Raw genomic sequence first — 21,282 nt, forward strand, 5'->3', positions numbered from 1 at the left:
GTCTTATCTGTCATTTATATACGCATGGCGTAGAGTATACAGACCTCACCTATTCTTAGAGCTTAATGCAATTTCAATCTACACGATTGGAAAGTTCATTTAGCACTTGCCAATAGGTTGGCGGTTCAGAAACATGTCCACGCTCACGTAACATTTGATGCATTTTTGGCAATTTAAAATAAGGAACTGTCGCCATCAAATGATGTTCTTTATGATAATTGACATGAATCGGTGCGACTAAAGCTCGTGCGATAAAACCTGCTTGTGTGGTGCGGGTATTGGTTAAAGCGCTGTTGCTCGTTGGCATACCGGCATGTTCTGCCATAGAGCGAACACGTAAAAACAATGGAAACGGGGTTAAATAAGCCAAAACCCAAAGCGCATACAGTTTAGGATGACCTGCCGCCCACAATGCAGAAAACATAGCGGCGTTGGTTGCAATCGCCCCTGCACTGTTTTTTAAAAAGGCTTTTGGATAATCAGACCAATGTCGTCCTTCCTGAGAAATCCAGCGACGATCATTCGAAACCGTCCATTGCATTTTCTCAATATCCATCAACACTCGCCCAACCGCAAATTTAAAACCCGTAACACCAGATAAATCACGGATAAATTTGCGCTTCAAAGATTTTTTCGAGGTTGGAAAGCCTGCAACGAGTGATACATCAGGATCATCGACTGTTGAGGTTTTACTGTGATGACGCATGTGATGCGCGCGATACTTATGTAGATCATTCCAAATTGGGCGTGCACATAACCAATCTGTCGCGGTGTCATTCAGCCATTTAGTTTTAAATAAACTTTGATGTGAAGCATCATGCATTAAGATAGCCAATGCCAATTGTCGACCAGCCAAAACCACCAACGCAGCGACACACATTAATAATTTGCCCCAAGCAGGCAAATATTCCCAAGAGGTCGCGACAGCGGCAAACGTTCCACCGATGACTGCCCAAGTTGACAATACCGCCCAACCACCATGTACATCCGATTTGGCTGTGAGTGCCGTGATTTCTTCCCTACTGAATAAATCGCTCATTGCGACACGTGTATTCATTTCGCTATCCTGCCTATTTATTTTATTTTCATAAATACGTAAATTATAATTTTATTTTAAATCATGTAATATTTCTATCAATAAATTTAAAAGATATATTTTGTAATATCAAAATCGATACTTATACCGCACTTTCCTCATAAAACTTGGCCCATAGTGCTAACCCCGTTTGATCGAGTTGCTGAACACTGGATGCAAACTGATCCCGAAGTTCGACATCAACAAAATCTTCGGGTAATAATGGATCATTCATTAACAAGGAAATGGTCTGGCGACCCAACAATAGAGATTCTCTCGTTGCATCATCCAAGTCTAACTGGTTGACCGTCAGTAACCAGTCTTGAATCATCTGACTATATTTCTCATAATTTTGATTCAGTGTCTGTGTCGGCCATAATTTAGGAATACTGACCAAAGTTGCTGGGTCAAAATGATTAATCTGACAAATCTTGGCGCTGCTCTCTAAACCAGTCGCTTGTAATGCTGAGACAATATCTGCGAATGAAATCGCAAGATTATCTGGACGAATATAAATACCTTGTTCTAGTTCCTTAAAACCAAAATGTTTTAATGCTCTTTCTCGACGATTCAATGCAGTACGGTCAACCCGTCCTAACTCACCAGTAAACACCGCAAGATATTGGTGATTCCAGACTTTAGTACGTTTAATACCACGCTTACGATTCAACATGACATCTGCCCACTCATGTGATTGGGCTGTAAACTGGTACACGCCACGCTCAATGGCTTCGATCACGCCTTCACCCGATAGACGAGTTACAGCAACACGAATACTATTCTCACTAATTTCAAACAATTTAGCGGCAATAATAATTTGTTTAATCGAAATCTCACGGCCTTGCGAACCTAAAAGTAAATCAATAATTAAATCTCGGGCATTTAGTTTCACTATTATCATATTGCTATTGAACCAATTTAAAAATATAAAAATTTAAACCATAGAATTCTTTCATAAATACCTTTTGTTCTCCCCATAGAAGAAATACAAAGCGGGTGCAATGAATGATAAAAGCGGCTTAAAGGGTTTAGAAATTCTAGCATTGCACACTGCAATTTTTATACGCTACCGATCAAAGGCATGCTCAAAAGATCATGGACACGTGCAAATTTTATCTTAAATAATCATCAAACTATTTTTCTTCTGCATTTGTTCAACAACTTCTTTGGTCTCAAAGCCCAAACGCCAATATAACAATTCTAAAACATCTAGCTCATCTTGCGTAATGATCCGATCACTCCACAAACACCGCTCAGCAATGGCTAAGATATTGAGACGATCACGTAACAGCAGTCCAGACACATCATTTAAAATTTCAGCAAGATCAAGTGGCTCATCTGAAATGTCCGCATACATTCGCATTTCATCTTCAGTTAAAAGAAATCTTAAAATGCGTTCGCGTACTTCGAGTTGATTTGGACTATTAATTTGTTGTACATGCAATAAAGCATCGATCAAATGAACAATCTGAGACTTCACGTCTTCAAATGCTGCTGGTAGATGTGCTGGCATCAAGTTTAACTCATGCTTCACGCGCTCTAGGAGCAAAGCATCTAGCAACCCCACTTCACCATCCGCTTGTATAATCGACGCTAATTTCGTTAAAAACTGACGTGCGATACTGGTCGGCATGTGACCAATATTTTTACACGCATCATGGAAGATTTGGACATGAATTCGACCATCTAAATTTAACAAAGCATCGACTATGGCATGACTTACTGGTGCATCTTGTGGAATAAACTCGCGGTATTGGCGAATCATTAAAATCGCCACCATAAGCTCTCGTGAGCCAGTTGCCGTCTGCATTGCCCTTTGAATCAATTCAGGGCGCTTCTTATGCTTACGCACTTCAGGATTTAGCGGCTTAATCGCATCATTCAATGCAAAACTGATTGGAGACAAGCGCAGCAAAGGTAATGGCTGAGGTGAGCTCCACGGCGTTGAGACATCAGTAATTTCCTCTTCCAATGAGCGGAACAAACTAAATAACGGACGACTGCGCAACTTTCTAAGATTTTCTAATTGTAAATCTTGCAGTAATGTTGGATTTAGCTCGTAGATCCGCTCTTTAATGCTTGGATGAATATTCATCCAACTTTGTGGGCTGAGTGAGTTGGCAAAGCACATATGCGAAATCGATTCAGAATAGGCACTGTGAATTTGCGAGCCTGAGTGATGTACATAGATACGCAATAGCGTTTGAATATTGGCATTATTATTCATCAAATGCATGGTTTTCAAATCATTGCGAAAGGTTCGACCACTCAAGGTTAGATATTTAATAAAGCGTGTAATAAGGATACCTAAACTACCGATTAGCCAAATCACACCACCAATCGCAACAAAAATCGTCTCAAACTTATTACGACGTTTAGTTGCATAAGGACTATAGCCAGCCTGTGCTAATTTACTGCCCCACTGACTAAATGTGGTTAAGCCGCTGTAGAGAATTTTAAGCTTGGTATTTTCAACCGCCTCACCCGATAAAATCTGATTGAACTCATAACTCAGTAAACCATATAGCTCTAGTTCATCTAGATTCTGCAATGCGCCCCAAGTCAAAATAATCACAATATCTTGAGATTTAAAACCTGCCGTTAGCGCATTTACACCGACTTCATCAGGCAATACGTAAACGGCTGGAGTATCAATTGCAAAGCTATTTGCGACTTGCTCTACAACTTTTAATGCCGTGTTTTCTTCTGGGGTGCTTTCATCAAACACTAAACGTCGAGCTTTTAGCTGCTTCGCAAGTGAATGTCCGCCTTCACGGAATACATAAAGTTCCGCACCGACAGACCACAACATGACGAAAATCAATAAGGCAATAAAATACGGGCTAAGCGCATGCCACCAAATGAGCTGCGTATAATCAAAGAAATGAACCACCAGACCCAAAATTAAATTGAGAATAAAAACGGTCAACAGCATCGCGAGCCAACAAAAACTCATTGACCATACGATGCTTTTATTTTCAATTAAATAATGGCTCATTTCTTTCAATGTAAAATTTCCTGATTACATTGTTTATATTAGGATGTTTCGTAGCCACCATCATAGAATAAAAAAGCGGGAATCTCCCGCTTTTCTATCAATGCAGTACGTTACTCTTCTTTGATGCCAGTTAAATCAACTGAAGCAGCATCGATGTTTACATCAATATAGCCATCGGCTTGCTTCTTCGCTGTATCATTACGCTTTTGTTCAAGATCAGCTAGATAAGCCTTGTCGATTCCACCAGCAACGTAAACACCATCAAATACAGAGCAGTCAAACTCTGTTAAATCAGGCACTTTACTGGTACGAACAGCATCTTTCAAATCTTCTAAATCTTGAAAAACTAAGCGATCAGCACCAATAATTTCACGAATTTCCTCTACAGTACGTTCTGAAGCGATTAATTCTGATTTCGCTGGCATATCAATACCGTACACGTTTGGATATTTCACCATAGGCGCAGCAGAAGCAAAGAAAACTTTTTTCGCGCCTGAATCACGTGCCATTTGAATGATTTCATTACACGTTGTACCACGTACAATCGAGTCATCGACCAATAAAACATTCTTGTCTTTGAACTCAAGTTCGACAGGATTCAGTTTTTGGCGAACTGATTTTTTACGCTGTTGCTGACCCGGCATAATAAAGGTACGTCCGATATAACGGTTTTTCATAAAACCTTCACGGAATTTCACACCAAGAATATTTGCCAACTCCAATGCAGAAGTACGACTGGTATCAGGAATTGGAATCACAACATCAATATCGTGTTCCTCACTCCATTCTTTTAAAATCTTATATGCAAGTTTTTCACCCATTTTCAAACGAGCTTTATAAACAGAAATGCCATCAATAATTGCATCTGGACGTGCAAAATAAACGTATTCGAAAATACATGGACGATATTCTGGATTTACTGCACATTGCTTGGTGAATAGTTCACCTTCTGAATTGATAAAGATGGCTTCGCCTGGCTCAATATCACGCTCAATTTTAAAACCAAGCGCGGTGATCGCCACCGACTCCGAAGCAATAATATATTCGGTACCTTGTGTGGTTTCTCGTGAACCATAGATTAAAGGACGAATCCCATTTGGATCACGAAAGCCGACTAAACCATGACCAGTGACCATTGCAACCACACCATAAGCACCTTTACAACGCTCATGCACACGAGAAACGGTATGAAACATGTCCTCAGGTGTTGGGTTCAATGTGCCACATTTCTGCAACTCATGGGCAAATACGTTGAGTAAAACTTCCGAATCTGAATCCGTATTCATATGACGTAAATCTGTTTTAAACAGATCATCATGAATTTCTGCGGCATTGGTTAAATTACCATTGTGCGCAAGCGTAATACCGTAAGGAGAGTTTACATAAAATGGTTGAGCTTCAGCGCTACTTGATGAACCAGCAGTTGGATAACGAACGTGTCCAATGCCATAGTTTCCAAGTAAAGCACGCATGTGACGAGTATGGAATACATCACGTACCATACCGTTATCTTTGCGGAGAAATAAACGCCCTTGATCGCAAGTTACGATTCCTGCTGCATCCTGTCCTCGATGTTGCAACATCGTCAAGGCATCAAATAACATTTGGTTTACTGGCGATTTACCGGCAATCCCAACTACTCCACACATAGCAACCTCGCAACAAGCTAGCGATTAATAAAACGGATTTTTCGTCGAATGATCAGCGCGATGATCGGCTGAAGTACGTTCTGATTCATTCATGTCAATTGAAGGGCGATGTAATAACGCACCTTCGGAAGTCATTTGGTTTAAAGCTTGATTTGCAGCATCTTTGGATAACTCTGTAGCCAAAGGCGCATAAGGTAATAGAATTTGTACAAATTTCGACTGTTTCCAGTGTGGTGAACTCTCAACCCAAGGTCCTAAGCCTTGCATGGTAACCAGGACGATTAACAGTCCTTTTAATGAACCAAAAGCACCGCCTGCTAAACGATTTAATGGGCCCAATTTTAAAGTTTTCAAGAGTCCATTCAACAGGGCTGAAACGATCCACGTACACACCACGATGATCAGTACGATAAAAGCAAACGCTGCAATTTTTTGCACAACAGGATCTTGGCTTAGACTGCTCATAGCAGGTGCCAATACGACAGCGTACTTTGCTCCGACGATCAAAGCGAATATCCATCCGACCAAGTTCGCAAAGGCTTTTATAAATCCTTGACGCAAACCGTTCAGTCCTCCAATGAGCAAGATGATCAGAATAATGATATCAAGCGTGTTCATTTCACAATGTCATCGCGTTTACACAATCTTTCACAAGCACTGGACCGGTATAAATCAGCCCGCTATAAATTTGAATTAAGCTTGCGCCTGCCTGCTGTTTGGCTACAGCTTGGTCGCCAGATAAAATACCACCGACCCCAATTAACGGAATTTGTCCTTTCAAGACTGTAGAGAACTGACGTAAACATTCAGTACTTTTCTGAAATACTGGTGCGCCAGATAAACCACCTGATTCATCGCCATATGGTAGATTTTCTACCCCTTCACGGCCTAATGTGGTATTGGTCACAATCAAACCATCGATCTTAAACTTCAACAATTGCGCTGCAATAAAATCAATGTCTTCTGGGGTTAAGTCTGGTGCAACTTTCAGTACTAAAGGAACATAATGATTATATTGTTGTGAAAGTTCAAGTTGACGATCTTTCAAAGTTTTTAACAATTCTGTAAGTGCATCACCGCTTTGTAAACTACGTAAATTTTTAGTATTTGGTGATGAAATATTAACGGTAATATAAGAAGCGTAATTATAAACTTTCTCTAGACAAATCAAATAATCAGAGACAGCATCCTCAACAGACGTATCCGCATTTTTTCCGATATTGATGCCTAAAACACCTTTGAAGTTTGCTGCTTTTACATTTTCAATCAGTTGATCGACCCCATCGTTATTGAACCCCATACGGTTAATAATTGCTTTTGCTTGAGGGATACGAAATAAACGAGGTTGTGGATTGCCTTCTTGTGGGCGCGGTGTGATGGTACCAATTTCGATAAAACCAAAACCCAATGCCGCTAAAGCATCAATATGTGCACCATTTTTATCTAAACCAGCAGCGAGACCAACTGGGTTTGGAAACTCGATCCCCATACAGGTCACTGGTTTTGCTGGGACTTTTTGATGCATTAAACCGAATTTTTGGGCTTTACCGAGCATGGAGAGTGTGAGTTCATGCGCACGTTCAGGTGCTAAGGTAAACAACAAAGGGCGCGCCAATGAATATAACATACCAATCACAGTCTACTGATTTTCAAGTACCCATATTATAGGCACAGGCTCAACAAAACACCATGCTTAGCATAGAGTTATTTTAGGTTCTGCCGATATTTCAAGCACGCATGCGTTGTTATTGTACCGTTGCAGTTAATTTGATCTGGTTATTATTAGAGACCATTTCCATTTTTACCACACTCAGTCCCATTTGCGACAGTTGCATCAAAAAGTTTGCCAGTACAGCATAATTTTTATGTTCAGCGACAATTTGAATCTGCTCGCCACTCGGTTGTGATGAAACAGCAAGTCCTTGTTGTTGTGCCGTGCGTTGGATCTTATCTGCGGCGGAAAGTTCAAGATCATTTGCAGGTTTCATGGTTGCGGCATTACTCTGCATCCAAACGGTTAAATCTTTTAATTCATTCACCCGTTTTTGTTGCTGATCCGCCAAACTATGCATTTTCCATAAAGCTGAACCAATGACCACCACAACGACAAAAATAGTCGTAAAAATCACCATGATGCGTTCACGTGCCGATAAAGTTTGTAAATACTGATCTAAAGCTTCTGCTTTCTGATCGAAGTAATTTTGTATTTGCGTTAATGCTTTCATTATTTTATTTTTACCGTCCCAATCGCACCGACACTGTCCGCTTGAACATTGCCTAATTCAGCTTGAAAACCCTGTTGATTGAGTTGCTGTACCAATGTTTGCAAAGCATTGGCTGAGTTGGCTTTCAGAGCCATCGACAATACAGATGCATCAAAACTCATCTGTTGAGCCACAATCTGATTTTGCATCAAAATAGGCCCGACACGACTCAGTAGTGAGAGTGCTTGTGCATCTCCAAGTCGACTCATACGCAACTGGCTTTCAAACTGGCTTTTAATATTTTGCTCAGTCACACGACTGTTTTCGCCAAACCAATACTTGTATTGATCCACAGCTTGTAGTGCGGTCTGATCAGCGACCTTTTTAAGCTTTGACCAACGTAATGCATCATAGCCCAATTGGACAAAAATCACGGCCATAAAAACCACAGCAGCAGCTTTCCAATAACCTGACCATTGAATATCCGTATTTTTAGCTTTTGGGAAAACATTGAAAGGATGTTGCTTGGCTCTTGGGATTTGGTGGAATTGGTAACTAAATTCAGTACGCTGCTCGCGACTTGAAACACTTGCTAATTGATCTAGCTGATTGGTATTTAAATTTGCAAATTGATACTGTGTTTCGGTTGGCTGGAATTCTAAAAACAACCCTAAATCATCAACTGAGTTGCCTAACCAAGCATTTTCTCTGACCAGCAAATGATCATAAAGATTGACCAGCACCACCTGATTATTTTCAGGATTGGCTTCTGGTTCAGGCAAAATCAAAAAGTCTGGTAGAAAAGCAACTATTTCAATTGGCAATAAACTTAAGGCATGCTGCCAAGTTTCAATTGTTGATTGAGCAACCCCTAAAATATTCAATTGATCCTGATGAAAATGATGCACGACTTTCATGTGATCAATCGGCAAAGTCACATACTCTTCCAATAGATACTTGACGCCCTCTGGACCTAATTGCTTGTAATGCGTCTTTGTCATCGGTTGCTGCAACATTTGAGCATTTCGGCTTGGGAAATAAATAACCGCTTCTTTTCCACTATGCGCTTGCAAGTCTTGAATCAATAGTTCAAGACTATTTGCCTGCAACCAATTTTCCCCAGTCGACCAATACCATGTTCCGTTGGTTTCGGGCATCCATATATACAACATACGTGTTTAGTACTCTTATTCTATTGCGGGAATGTCCGTTATATCGTTGGAATAAAACTATTCTTTTGCGTAGATAAACCATTGGCGATAACAGCTTGATCATAAATCCGCGCTTCAGCCAATGCAAATGGTTGAAAACTTTCAAGTGTTAATTGCTCAGCAATATGCGCAATGACATTCATATGACAAACCACAGCAATTGATTCATACGGCAGTTTTGATAGCCACTCAATTGCACCTTTCGCATCATCATCTGGTTTAATCTTATCGCAAATTAAAACAGGGATTCCTGCAAAATGAGCCTTGATATGTTCCAAAGTTTCTTGTGCACGTAATAATGGACTCACTACAAAAATCTCAGGTTGAATCACATCTTTTAGGAAAAGCCCAGTCTGTTCAGCTTGTTGATGACCACGCGCCGTTAAAGGACGTTGCATATCATTCCCATTCACTGCTGGAGACGCTTCACCGTGGCGGACTAATGTAAGTTGCATAACATAACCTTATTTTTTATATCTCTATATTAACCATCATTGATGACAATTTAATAAATTTATTCCTCTTCTCTCCCAAGCCCACTCCTTTAAGAGCAGGAACTCTCACAAATCCTAATCAATCGTTAAATTCATAGGAAGCCCCCTCTTCTTTATCGAAGAAGGATTTAGAGGGAGCTTGGGAAAAATGTTCAAACTTCATGGTGAGGTAAAACAAATTCAACATCACTGCGATGACCATTTTTCATTAAAGATAGTGCGATCGTCATGGGTGGGGCATTTTCAAAAATAACTTCATATAAAGCATTGGTTATCGGCATATACACATCTAGTTCGGCAGCTTTAGTACGAACTTGAACAATGGTATTAATCCCTTCTGCCGTTTGACCCAACTCTTTAGTCGCTTGATCAAGTGTTTTGCCAGAACCCAAGGCGAAACCAATTTGATAATTACGGCTTAATGGACTGTTACAGGTCGCAAATAAATCACCGACACCAGATAAGCCCAAGAAAGTGAGTGGATTTGCACCTTGCTCTACGGCGAAACGACTCATTTCGGCCAAAGCGCGTGTTAAAATCATGCTCTTGGTATTTTCACCGATGTTATAAGCAGCACCCATTCCCATTGCAACCGCATAAATATTTTTGAGCGCGCCGCCAAGTTCAACACCATGCACATCATCACTGCCAAATACACGAAATAATGCGCTATGTAATGCATGTTGTACTGCATAGCGTACCAATTCTGATTCACTCGCAATCACCGTACCAGATGGCATACTTGCCATAATTTCTTTGGCTAAGTTTGGACCAGACAAAACACCATAAGGAACTTCAGGCAATTCTTCTCGAATGATTTCACTCATGAAACTAAAAGTTTTTGCTTCAATCCCTTTCGTCAGTGAAACAACTGCTTGCGCGCTGATAAAGGGTGCGATTTGCTTAAGTACATCTCGAAATGAATGGCTTGGAATCGCCACTAAAATAATATCGCGATCACGAACAGCCAGCTCTAAATCTGCGACTGCGCGTAAAGTCGGTTCTAAGGTGTAATCAGGTAAATAGCGTTTATTGACATGGGTCTGATTGATTTCTTCAGCGACGGCTGCATCACGAATCCAAATCATGGTATCGCAACCATTGCGTGCAGCTAAATTAGCCATTGCGGTACCAAAGCTACCACCACCAAGTACTGTAATTCTTAATGCCGTTTTTTGATCCACTGCAACGGGTTCAACTAAATCGCTAAATTTTAACTCTGCCATTTTTTATCCTGAAACTAATTTCTTTGTTTAATCATTCAAAAATAAGATTAGGTTGATTGCCATATTTTTACAAAATTCTGACTCTCTATTTCTGCACGTGGCGCAATGACTTTAGCAGCCGTACCAATATAAATAATACCTGAAATCAAATCTTGCGCTTGTAACCCTAATTGCTGTTTAAGCCAATCGGACTCAACCACAGCACCAGAACGCCACATACTTGCAAAGCCTTGTGCCTGCAAAGACAACAACAGGTTCTGAATCGCAGCACCTGTACTGAGGATTTGCTCAAAATGCGGAACCTTAGGATGATCTTGAAGTGTTGTTAACGCTAAAACCAACATCGGTGCGCGAAACGGATGATGTTTTGCACGCTCCAAATGGGTTGGATCTGTTTCACCTAAATCAGCTAAAGCCTTGGCCAAATGTTCGCCAAAAGCAGCTCGATGCTCAGCCGTGATGACCACGAACCTCGTCGGTTTTAAGCGATGATGATCAGGCGCTGTTAATGCAGCTTGAATTGCTTTTTCGAGTTGCTCAGTATTCGGTGCTGGTTCAATTAACTGCCCAATAGATTGACGTTGATGAATATTTTGATGAATTGTCTCTATATTTGAGTCCGTCATTGACATGAATCTAACTAAGGCAAGGATTTTGCTAGATTAGCATAATCTGAATAATTTTCACTACGTCTAATTGAGGCTTGTTCAATATTCATGAACGAATTTCATCACCGCAAATAACATCACGAGCTAGAGATTAAGATGTGATAATTTCCCTTACCAAGTGTCACAACAAACTGTACACAAGCTGCGAAAGTAATTAAACATTATATGTTTCAATAATCAGATGATGTTCATCACTAGAGAAAAAGCAATGAAAAAAAATTTAGTTCTTAGTTTAATCGGTGGTTTAGCGCTTGGATTAACAGCATGTGCATCTACTCCAACCAGTACATTGGCCATTCAAAAAGAAAATAATCAATATGAAGTGACAGGTATTGGCAAGACCAGTCTCATTTCTAAAAACAATGCAATTAGTGCTGCACAGAAGACCTGTACTCGTAATACCTCGGCTGTTGTGGTGGATGAAAAAGTGGTTTATCAGGGCGTGTTAAAAGGTGTCGTAGATGAGCAAACTGGCAGAATGGTCGAAGCTGCCGCAGGTGTACTTGGCTCGATTACGGGTACTAAAGCATCTTTATCTAAAGACGACGACTATCAAACCACACTGACCTTTTACTGCAAAGCGAACTAAATAATACAAAAAAGCCGATGCTATGCATCGGCTTTGGTATCTGTTAAAGCTTATTGAAGTTCACTTGCTGCAACTTCTGTATCAGCATCTTCAACAACATCAGTATTGTGCTCATCCATGATTGGTTTATCAATTGCATCGATAGCAGCTTGTTGAGCAGAAGTCGTCTCTGTTGATACAACTGAAGTTGCTTGTTCTTGGTCTTCAGCAGTTTTCGCTTCTTCTTTCTTTGCGCAAGCAGTCAATACCATTACTGGTGCGATCATTAAAGCAATAAGAGTTAGTTTGAAATTCATTGCAGCTTCCCATCATAACTGGTTAGTTTGATGACAATCATATGTCAACAATGTGACATTTTTATGACCACAAGACAATAAAAAAGCAAAAGAGCCGATTTACATCGACTCTCCTCTTTCATCTTTTGTTATAAATCAAAAGGTTAGAACTTTATTGAGCACGCTCAATTAATACAGCTACAGCAGGTAAAGTTTTGCCTTCTACAAACTCTAAGAATGCACCACCGCCTGTTGAAATATAACCAATTTGATCGGCAACTGCATATTTATCAATTGCAGCAAGTGTGTCGCCACCACCCGCGATTGAGAAACCTGCTGACTCTGCGATTGCAAGTGAAAGTGCTTTTGTACCTTCGCCAAATTGATCAACCTCGAAGACACCCACAGGGCCATTCCAAAGAATGGTTTTTGAAGATTTCAAGATTTCAGCAAAAACTTTTGCAGTTTCAGGACCAACATCCAGAATCATGTCGGTATCAGTCACATCTTCAACTTTTTTCACGACAGCTTGAGCATTTGCCAAAGAACCTAAGAAATCATCAAAGTTGATTTGACTTGCATCAGCAACCACAACATCGGTCGGTAATGGAACACTTACCTTTGCAGCAATTTGCTTCGCAGTTTCAATCAAGTCAGCTTCATAAAGTGATTTACCCACATTGAAGCCAGCAGCAGCTAGGAAAGTATTTGCAATACCACCACCAACGATCAATTGATCACAAAGTGTTGATAAAGAATTTAATACATCAAGTTTAGTTGAGACTTTAGAACCGGCAACGATTGCAACCATTGGCTTTTCAGGTGTTTGCATAGCACGACCCAAAGCATCCAACTCAGCAGCCAATAAAGGGCCAGCAGCAGCAACTCGAGCAAAACGAGCAGCGCCTTCAGTCGAAGCCTCTGCACGATGTGCTGTACCAAATGCATCCATAACGAAAACATCACAAAGTGCAGCATATTTCTTTGCGAGTTCTTCGTTATTTTTCTTTTCGCCATGGTTGAAACGAACGTTTTCAAGTAATACCACTTGGCCCGCTTCAACTTCAACGCCATCTAAATAGTCAGTCAATAATTTAACGTCTTGACCCAAAGCTTTGCTTAAATAAGCAGCGACTGGCGCAAGTGATTGTTCAGGTTTTGGCTCACCCTCTACAGGACGACCAAGGTGAGAAAACACCATAACCGCTGCGCCTTTTTCTAAAGCAGCTTGAATGGTCGGCAACACTGCACGTAGACGTGCATCGCTAGTAATTTCCCCACTTTTTACAGGAACGTTTAAGTCTTCACGAATAAGAACACGTTTACCTGCTAAATCAAGGTCAGTCATGCGCTGGAAATTCATGGATGGCTCTCTAATTGATTTTAAAAACGGCACAATTTTAAATGATTCTCAAAAATAAAGGTGAGTTTTTTTTGTAGAAAAGCTGTCGAAAGCCTCACTTTTGATTATGATAACTCTCGTCTTTATATCTTTTTATTATTATGTCTATTCATCCAGATCCTAAAATTAATCGTTTAAACGTACTTGGCGAACCTTTAGCCAGTTGTTGTTATGACCCAATTACGGGGTACTTCCGTAATGGTTTCTGCCACACATCTACTACCGATTTAGGTCAGCACACCATGTGCGTGCAAATGACCTCTGAATTTTTAAATTTTTCCCAAAAAGTCGGCAATGATCTCATCACACCTTTGCCAGAAATGAGTTTCCCAGGTCTCAAACCTGGGGATTTCTGGTGTATCTGTGTGACACGCTGGGTAGAAGCCTATGAAGCAGGTCAAGCGCCACCGATCAAACTGAATGCCTGCCATAATGCAGTACTTCACTATGTACCACTCAATATCCTTGTGGAATACGCAGTGTAATGAACCAGTCTGAGCTTATTTTGGCTTCAAGCAGCCAAACACGTAAAGAACTTATGGATCGCTTAGGCTTGGCTTATCGCTGTATTTCACCTGATATCGATGAGTCGGCAAATGGTGAAATGCATGCTGATGATCTAGCCAAACGTTTGGCTTATGAAAAAGCACGTGTTATTGCTGCACAACACCCCCATGCCATTGTGATCGGTTCTGATCAAGTGGCTTGGCGCGAACATGCACCTTATGAGTTTATTGCTAAACCTTTAACCGTTGAAAATGCCATTCGACAACTACAAGCCAACTCAAGTAAAACGGTCTTCTTTAGTACCGCGTTAAGTGTTCAACATGCACAATCAGGTTTTGAAACCACGCTGGTTGAACATTACCAAGTAAAATTTCGAGCACTCACACTTGCAGAAATTGAGCGTTATATTGAAATAGATCAACCTTTGCATTGTGCCGGTAGTTTTAAATGCGAACGCTTGGGAATCAGCCTATTTGAGAAAATGATCGGTGATGACCAAACCACGTTGATGGGCTTACCGATGATTCAACTGTGTAAAATTTTGCGTGAACGTGGAATTAATTTGCCTTAAACGCCAATAAACTGCTGCTTAAGCCATTGTTGAAAAGTCTGTAGCCCCTTGTGGTCTACATGTCGCTTAGGCAGCATGGTGTAATAGCTGAACGGACTTTCCCAAGCAAGTTGGCTTGAGTCATTTTCACATAGCCAACCCTGTGCAACAGATTGCTGTACTAATATTTTACTGACCACTGCAACCCCTAAGCCTGCCAAAGCAGCCTGAATGACCTGATTTTCATCCTCAAAAAAATCAGGCTTGGGATATTCTTGTCCCAATAATTGTGATAAGAAATCAGCGTGATCATGTTTTAACAAATCTGCATTTTTCCACTGAGTCATAAACAGTCTCATTTGAGATTGATCTGTGAGATTCGCCCAATATTGTTGAGTTGCAAATAAACCAAAAGTGTCTTTTACAAGTGCGACAACATGAGAATTTTTAAGGTCAGCTACACCGTAACGAATCGCCATATCAATACTTAAATCATGATTTATATCGACCATCTGATCATCCGCTTTAATTTGTATATCAATATCGGGATGTAAATTTTTAAAGTCATTTAGTCGTGGCACCAACCACATTGCTGCAAAAGCATTTGTGGTACTAATGGTGATTTTCTTAGCACTAGCTGTTAATTCAGACAAAGTTTGTTTTAATTCTGAGATCATTTTTGTACTGACCGCTGCGAGCTTTTCACCTGCTTCGGTTAGCGTTACTATCCTAAATCCACGTACAAATAGCTTTATTTCCAACTCTTTTTCCAGTTCACTGATTTGATGTGAAACTGCTGTGGGCGATACATTTAATTCTCGAGCAGCCGCTTTAAAACTTTTTAAGCGTGCGGTTGCTTCAAACACTTTTATACTATTTAGTGAGGGTAATCGCTTCAGCATTTCTGCCCCCATTTCTTAAGATGAGAAAAACTCATCTTATACAAAAATAATGTCATTTGTCAGCGCATATACAAATCATCAAACTTTAAAGTCTGTTCTATAAGATTGAGTAAATTTCAAATGACTACCCTACTGCATATTGATGCCAGCGTCCGTTCATTTTACGGCGAAGGTGAAAAACATAGTTCTCTTTCTAAAATGTTGGGACAACATTTAATAAAACATTGGAAAAAGCAACAATCTGATGATCCAGTCATTTATCGAGATATCGGAGATCACACCCCAAATTTTATTTCACAACTATGGCTTGAAGCGGTATTTACGCCTGAGCAAAAAAGAACGGATGCACAAAAAGCAGCGTTAATTGAATCTGATCAATATATTGATGAAGTTGCAAGAGCAGATATCATCTTGATCACCACCCCAATGTATAATTACGGTATGCCTGCTGCACTAAAAGCATGGTTTGATCAGGTGATAAGAATCAATGAAACCTTTACTTTTGACTTAGCTAGAGGTGACTTCCCGCTTGAACCGATATTTTCAAATAAGACTTTAATTTTACTCAGTTCATGTGGAGAATTTGGTTTTGGTGAAGGCGAAATCAGGGAACACATGAATCACCTTGGCACCCACATCAAAGTACTCAGTCATTATTTAGGTGTGGATCAATTCTTCGAAATTCGCTCTGAATATCAGGAATTTGGAGACAAAAGACATGAGGACTCGATACTCAGTGCAAAGCAAAAAATTGAAAAACTTGTATCCGAGCTAACAACAACCCAATCAAAGAAAATGCTCACTGCATAAATAAAGCACGAGCAACATAGTTTTCAAATATCCCCTCATCCAAATGCTTGATTTGAATGAGGAGAATAAAACCTACCCATCAACTGTGACTACTCTTTTCGGCAAAGCGAACCAAATAAACATGGTCAGTACCAAGAAAAGGAATGCAGCAACAGTCAAGACCGAGCGATGTGATTGGCTAAAAGCTTGTTTCGCCGCCTGAATGACGTTTTCAGCGACCACTGGCTGTAATTGTTTACTGGCTTGAATCGCCTCGCCAATAGAACTGCTGGTTTGTTCTAACAAATGATGAGGTAAATTGCTTGGTATCACGATCGAATTGGCATAGAACCATGAAAGCATCAACCCGAAAAATGCGATACCCAAACCAGCACCTAGCTCATACGCCATTCCTTCAATCGCACCTGCTGCTGTCGCCTTGCTTGGCGGAACCGAAGACATAATCGCAGAGGTTGAGGCAAGTAAAGCAATTTCTACACTCAGACCTAATACCACCATCCAAGCCCACGCTTGTATTTGAGCTTGCATAAAATCAGTATTTGCCAATCCCCATAAGCTCACCGCACTCATCAACATCCCAAAAGATGCAACTGATCGTAAACCATAACGATTCACCAGCAGGCTTGCGATTGGACCACCGAGGCTGATCGCAACCATGAATGGTAAAATAAATGCGCCTGCTGCGAGTGGTGAAAGTTGATAGACAAACTGAAGCTCTTGGGAAATGAGCAACTCAAACCCAACTAATGCCATCATTGAAACAATCGCCATCACCACACCTGTGGCAATCACAGGATGCTTAAACAACTGAATATCAATCATCGGCGAAGTTGATGTTAATTGTTTACGAACGAAGCCAATCAATAAACCCAATCCGACGACAAAGATTAAAATTGCCCCAAATGAGCCACCATGCATGGCAGATTTAATCGCATAAATCATACTCAGGATTGCGACGACGAGAACAAGGGCTTGTAATAAGTTCAGACTTTGCTTTGGTTGTCCTGCTTGCTTAGGCACGATATAAGTAGCCAATACCAAAACGAACAATACAATCGGCACATTAATCAAGAATACTGCGCCCCAATGAAAATGCTCCAGTAAAAAACCACCAACCAATGGACCAAAAGCTGCTCCACCACCGCCTACAGTCGCCCAAATACCCAAGGCGAAGTTACGTTGTTTTTCATCGAGGAAAGTATTCCGAACTGCGGATAAAGTTGCAGGCAAAATCATTGCCGCGCCAACAGCCAATAAAGCACGTGAACCAATCAACGCCCATGCGGTTGAGGAAAATGCTGCTGCTAATGATGCAAGACCAAATAAAATTCCACCAATAATCATCAAGCGCTTATAACCAATGCGATCACCCAGTGCACCCATCGGTAAAATAAGTCCCGCCATGACCAATGAATAGATATCAATAATCCATAGCAGTTCATTTGCTGATAAAGAAAGCGACTCACTCAATGTAGGTGTCGCGACATGTAAAACGGTTGCATCAATCGAAACTGGGAGATAGATCAATACAACGATTGCAAGAATTAACCACTTGCGTGACATAAATGCCTCTAAATTTGGACAGGTGTTCAAGTTGGTGCTATTATAATCAAAATTGAACGCTTGTCCAATTTTAAAATTTAAGTTAATTTGTTGCTGGTTGTATCACAGCTCATTAGGTTTGGAAAAATGGCTTATTTAAATCGAGAACAACGTCGTGAAATGATTTTGCAGGCAGCGATGCAGGTTGCTTTGGACGAAGGATTTTCAGCAATGACGGTTCGACGTATTGCAACCGAGGCACAAACGTCTACTGGGCAAGTTCATCATCACTTTTCATCGAATTCGCATTTAAAGGCTGAAGCTTTTATCAAACTCATGCAACAGCTCGATGAAATTGAAAATCAAGTCGATACCGTGAATTCGTTACAGCGCTTATCTTTACTACTTGGTTGTGAAAATATCGAACAGATTCAACCGTACCTTCGGCTTTGGAATGAAGCAGAAGTGTTAATTGATCAAGATCAAGAGATAAAAAATGCCTATAACATTGCGATGCAAGATTGGCATAAATCAATCGTTAAAATGATTGATCAAGGCAAAACTCAAGGCGAGTTTAAATTTGAATCAAACAGCCAAGACATTGCTTGGCGTTTGATTGCATTTGTGTGCGGACTCGAAGGGATTTATAAACTAGGACTCAATGGACTTAATGAAGCAGATTTCAAGCGTCATACCGAAGTCATAATACGTGCAGAGTTATCTGCTGAAACTTAGTGATCATGATCATGCGCATGTAACTCATGATCCTCAACGCCCTCGTCCATACTCAGCACAACACCCTGACCATTTTTGATTTCAGCGGTATAGTTGCCTTTATCGCTGTAAATCTGAATAATCGTATATTGATCTTTTTGACTTTGAGTAATGGTAAAGAAATTTCGTTCAGGACTTCCTTGCTGGAAGCGTCCGTGCCAACGTAAAATATCATCATCCACTTTTTCAATTTCAACAATCTCGCCACTACGATTTATGCCATATTCAAGCATTTGAAACTTAACAACGTCTCCAACTTTTTTAGTTTCAATAATGTTTTGATTGTAACGGACTGCCATTCCTTTACCGCTTTTGGACAATGGTAGCGCGCTGTTTACTCTCAATTCATCATCTTGTATTTCATGAAATAAGACTGTTTCTTTTACAACCTTTTCTAACTCTGCTTTTGAAAGATTCAGGTTTTCTCTCGGAAATGTTGAAACATCCTGAATAGATGAATTTATTTTTGTAGAGGCATCATCTTGCGTTGATGCGGCAACATGATCTGGCTTTAGAAAAAAGATTAAACCTGCAGTCACGATGAACGTGACTACAAGTAGAAAAATAATTTTTGAATGCTTCATGCTCAAGAAATCACTTAATGGTATTGTGAAATTCGGACTGCAGTAGCGTTAATCACGCTGACTGCATCTTTTTTACCTTCTTCACCCAAACGTACACCATATTTAGGATTATACAAATACGGACTAGAATAAAAATTCAGATTGTTTCCACCCAATGCGGTACTACCCAATGGATGACTAAAACCAGAACCGATATTGCTAGAATCACCATGATATAGTCCCAAGTTATGACCTATCTCATGACGCATGGCAGCAACGGAACAACCAGTGACATCATTTGTGCCAATCATATTATAGGCGCTAGCATTGACATATGCCCAACCACAACCACCATTCCCAGCTTCATTACCTTGATAATATACCCCATCAGCCAAAACACGCTTACGCTCACCCTGCACTGTGCTATCTGAACGACCAACACTCAATGCTTCTGTCAAGGTTGCTGAAGGAATCTTGTAAGTGATATAGCCTACTTGGCGTAAGTAGAACTTAGCGGATGAGTTCTCTGCCGTTACATTGGTCAGATTCAACCCCTCAATCAAACGAAGTTTTGCGGCGCTTTCTCCTAAGATTGAAGACACTTCAGGACTGTTGACGAATAACATATCGATGGTATGACTATCGTTGGTCCAACCTTGACTAGTAAAGATAAAGCGGCGGTTTTCACCATTTTTAATCGTAGTTGACAACCCATTCGCAGCGAGAACAAAACTATTAGCATCTGCCGTAGAAGTGAGAATAACTTTATCTCCAACTTGTGCAGTTGTAGGTAAATTTACGGTTTGTCTCCAATTACTATTCGAGATTTTCACTTTTAAGGTTGGTTCAGTCATATTTGGTAAAACCGAAGCAATATTACTGTTTGCTTCAATCATCTTGATTGGTGCAGACATTAATACCCAATGACCTTTATCACTTACAAACATAAATTCATATTGATCGCCGGTTTTAAGTGCCAATGTTGCACTACTATTAATATTGGTATTATTAATTTTGGCTGACCAAGTTGCAGTTGATTTTATCCAAATGCGGTCACGATCATTGGCAGTAGTCGGCAAGGTGAAATTAGGCACCCAATTTGCATCTGCAAAATTAATTTCTGTCACTGGAACAGATACCGTACTTAAACTTGCACCAATGTCTTTTACATTAATTTTTACAGGTTTAATAAATTCAGGTATCCATTTCTGTAATTCGGCATTGTATTTCAACCAATATTCACTTCCTTGCGTAAGGTTGAAGCTGCTCGGAAACAGTAAATTAGTTTTAGAGATTTCTGAAGGGTACGTCGCAGTAGACGTAATTTGCACGAGAGTACCATCACTCACATTTGATGGTAGTGCGATTGTTTTCGCCCACTTACCATCAGCCAGTAGAATATGTTGCAGTTTCGTATTGTTCAGTGCGATTTCTTCAAATTGTGCATTAGTGGTTGGGCTAATGGCCGCAAGTTGAATCACCCATTTTTTCAGATTTGCATCATATACAAACTGGAAGGTGTCACCACTTTGAATTTCAAGTACTTCAATTGGCAAATTGGTATTGGATGTATCCAAATAACTTTTCCAACCAGCACTTGATTGAATCGTAATCTTGTCTTGGTGGTTGGCAGTGTTTGGTAAATATATATTTTTTACCCAATTTCCATTGGATAAAACAAATTTCAAATCGGCATGACCACTTGGAATACTGCCGCTATTGTTAATCTGGTTTGGAGATAATGTTGTTGAAGCATATACAGCTGTTGTCACAAGCACACCAGCCAAACAAATTGCTTTGAGTCCAAATTTCATTTATAAGTCCTTTTTTTGTGTATTTTTTA

At 40.2% G+C, this 21,282-nt stretch carries 22 protein-coding genes; 5 read left to right on the forward strand and 17 right to left on the reverse strand.

Annotation, left to right across the window (positions count from 1 at the left end; translation table 11 throughout):
• Nucleotides 1-73: 73 nt before the first annotated feature.
• The 11 genes from F991_RS11470 to F991_RS11520 form a co-directional block, all read right to left on the reverse strand.
• The gene (locus F991_RS11470) at nucleotides 74-1,057 is read right to left on the reverse strand and encodes a fatty acid desaturase family protein (protein WP_004671514.1); all 984 of its coding nucleotides are present in this window, start codon (nucleotides 1,055-1,057) and stop codon (nucleotides 74-76) included.
• Nucleotides 1,058-1,178: 121 nt separating this feature from the next.
• Complete coding sequence (locus F991_RS11475; RefSeq protein WP_004671517.1) at nucleotides 1,179-1,976, reverse strand: PaaX family transcriptional regulator C-terminal domain-containing protein; 798 nt, start codon at nucleotides 1,974-1,976, stop codon at nucleotides 1,179-1,181.
• Nucleotides 1,977-2,192: 216 nt separating this feature from the next.
• Nucleotides 2,193-4,082, reverse strand: a complete 1,890-nt coding sequence (locus tag F991_RS11480; RefSeq protein ID WP_004671519.1) for a M48 family metalloprotease — start codon at nucleotides 4,080-4,082, stop codon at nucleotides 2,193-2,195.
• Nucleotides 4,083-4,183: 101 nt separating this feature from the next.
• Nucleotides 4,184-5,722, reverse strand: coding sequence for an amidophosphoribosyltransferase (gene purF / locus F991_RS11485; RefSeq protein WP_004671521.1), 1,539 nt, complete (start codon nucleotides 5,720-5,722; stop codon nucleotides 4,184-4,186).
• A 24-nt stretch (nucleotides 5,723-5,746) separates the two neighbouring features.
• Nucleotides 5,747-6,340 carry a CvpA family protein gene (locus F991_RS11490; protein WP_004671522.1) on the reverse strand — a complete coding sequence of 198 codons (594 nt, stop codon included), beginning with the start codon at nucleotides 6,338-6,340 and terminating at the stop codon, nucleotides 5,747-5,749.
• A gap of 1 nt (nucleotide 6,341) precedes the next feature.
• The gene (locus tag F991_RS11495; protein WP_004671525.1) at nucleotides 6,342-7,349 is read right to left on the reverse strand and encodes a quinone-dependent dihydroorotate dehydrogenase; all 1,008 of its coding nucleotides are present in this window, start codon (nucleotides 7,347-7,349) and stop codon (nucleotides 6,342-6,344) included.
• 118 nt (nucleotides 7,350-7,467) lie between these two features.
• Entirely contained in the window at nucleotides 7,468-7,947 is a 480-nt protein-coding gene (gene gspM / locus F991_RS11500) for a type II secretion system protein GspM (RefSeq protein ID WP_004671527.1), read from the reverse strand.
• A complete protein-coding gene (gene gspL, locus F991_RS11505) occupies nucleotides 7,947-9,098 on the reverse strand; it encodes a type II secretion system protein GspL (RefSeq protein WP_004671528.1) in 1,152 nt (383 codons plus the stop codon). Before gspL ends, gspM begins: the two co-directional genes overlap by 1 nt.
• Before the next feature lie 38 nt (nucleotides 9,099-9,136).
• Nucleotides 9,137-9,592, reverse strand: coding sequence for a SixA phosphatase family protein (locus F991_RS11510; protein ID WP_004671530.1), 456 nt, complete (start codon nucleotides 9,590-9,592; stop codon nucleotides 9,137-9,139).
• A gap of 191 nt (nucleotides 9,593-9,783) precedes the next feature.
• Nucleotides 9,784-10,857, reverse strand: coding sequence for an NAD(P)H-dependent glycerol-3-phosphate dehydrogenase (locus tag F991_RS11515; RefSeq protein ID WP_004671532.1), 1,074 nt, complete (start codon nucleotides 10,855-10,857; stop codon nucleotides 9,784-9,786).
• 47 nt (nucleotides 10,858-10,904) lie between these two features.
• Nucleotides 10,905-11,483 (reverse strand): nitroreductase family protein, encoded by a 579-nt coding sequence (locus F991_RS11520; protein ID WP_034595556.1) that lies wholly within the window; start codon nucleotides 11,481-11,483, stop codon nucleotides 10,905-10,907.
• Between the two features lie 250 nt (nucleotides 11,484-11,733).
• Here F991_RS11520 and F991_RS11525 point away from each other — a divergent pair, with 250 nt between their 5' ends.
• Complete coding sequence (locus F991_RS11525) at nucleotides 11,734-12,114, forward strand: hypothetical protein (RefSeq protein ID WP_004671536.1); 381 nt, start codon at nucleotides 11,734-11,736, stop codon at nucleotides 12,112-12,114.
• A gap of 50 nt (nucleotides 12,115-12,164) precedes the next feature.
• Here the strand turns inward: F991_RS11525 and F991_RS11530 are convergent, their stop codons facing one another.
• Together F991_RS11530 and F991_RS11535 are read right to left on the reverse strand one after the other, a co-directional pair.
• The gene (locus F991_RS11530; RefSeq protein ID WP_004671537.1) at nucleotides 12,165-12,410 is read right to left on the reverse strand and encodes a hypothetical protein; all 246 of its coding nucleotides are present in this window, start codon (nucleotides 12,408-12,410) and stop codon (nucleotides 12,165-12,167) included.
• A 151-nt stretch (nucleotides 12,411-12,561) separates the two neighbouring features.
• Complete coding sequence (locus F991_RS11535; RefSeq protein WP_004671538.1) at nucleotides 12,562-13,752, reverse strand: phosphoglycerate kinase; 1,191 nt, start codon at nucleotides 13,750-13,752, stop codon at nucleotides 12,562-12,564.
• A gap of 140 nt (nucleotides 13,753-13,892) precedes the next feature.
• On the opposite strand from F991_RS11535, the gene F991_RS11540 reads away from it, so the two are divergent.
• Together F991_RS11540 and F991_RS11545 are read left to right on the forward strand one after the other, a co-directional pair.
• Entirely contained in the window at nucleotides 13,893-14,276 is a 384-nt protein-coding gene (locus F991_RS11540; protein ID WP_004671539.1) for a DUF2237 family protein, read from the forward strand.
• Nucleotides 14,276-14,869, forward strand: a complete 594-nt coding sequence (locus F991_RS11545; protein WP_004671540.1) for a Maf family protein — start codon at nucleotides 14,276-14,278, stop codon at nucleotides 14,867-14,869. Before F991_RS11540 ends, F991_RS11545 begins: the two co-directional genes overlap by 1 nt.
• On the opposite strand, the gene F991_RS11550 is transcribed toward F991_RS11545, so the two are convergent.
• A complete protein-coding gene (locus tag F991_RS11550; protein ID WP_004671541.1) occupies nucleotides 14,866-15,750 on the reverse strand; it encodes a LysR substrate-binding domain-containing protein in 885 nt (294 codons plus the stop codon). The genes F991_RS11545 and F991_RS11550 overlap by 4 nt on opposite strands.
• A gap of 120 nt (nucleotides 15,751-15,870) precedes the next feature.
• On the opposite strand from F991_RS11550, the gene F991_RS11555 reads away from it, so the two are divergent.
• A complete protein-coding gene (locus tag F991_RS11555; protein WP_004671542.1) occupies nucleotides 15,871-16,560 on the forward strand; it encodes an FMN-dependent NADH-azoreductase in 690 nt (229 codons plus the stop codon).
• A 72-nt stretch (nucleotides 16,561-16,632) separates the two neighbouring features.
• Here the strand turns inward: F991_RS11555 and F991_RS11560 are convergent, their stop codons facing one another.
• Entirely contained in the window at nucleotides 16,633-18,123 is a 1,491-nt protein-coding gene (locus F991_RS11560; RefSeq protein WP_004671544.1) for an MFS transporter, read from the reverse strand.
• A 126-nt stretch (nucleotides 18,124-18,249) separates the two neighbouring features.
• Between F991_RS11560 and F991_RS11565 the strand changes: the two genes are divergently transcribed.
• On the forward strand, nucleotides 18,250-18,837 hold the full coding sequence (locus tag F991_RS11565) for a TetR family transcriptional regulator (protein WP_004671545.1): 588 nt from the start codon (nucleotides 18,250-18,252) through the stop codon (nucleotides 18,835-18,837).
• Here the strand turns inward: F991_RS11565 and cpaB are convergent.
• Both cpaB and cpaA read right to left on the reverse strand, forming a co-directional pair.
• On the reverse strand, nucleotides 18,834-19,460 hold the full coding sequence (cpaB, locus tag F991_RS11570; protein WP_004671547.1) for a metalloprotease secretion chaperone CpaB: 627 nt from the start codon (nucleotides 19,458-19,460) through the stop codon (nucleotides 18,834-18,836). The two genes, F991_RS11565 and cpaB, sit on opposite strands and share 4 nt — an antisense overlap.
• A 14-nt stretch (nucleotides 19,461-19,474) precedes the next feature.
• A complete protein-coding gene (gene cpaA, locus F991_RS11575; protein ID WP_004671550.1) occupies nucleotides 19,475-21,253 on the reverse strand; it encodes a metalloendopeptidase CpaA in 1,779 nt (592 codons plus the stop codon).
• Nucleotides 21,254-21,282: the final 29 nt, after the last annotated feature.

Origin of the sequence: Acinetobacter sp. CIP-A165 (assembly GCF_000367985.1) — a bacterium.
In the GTDB taxonomy this organism is placed as follows: Bacteria; Pseudomonadota; Gammaproteobacteria; order Pseudomonadales; family Moraxellaceae; genus Acinetobacter.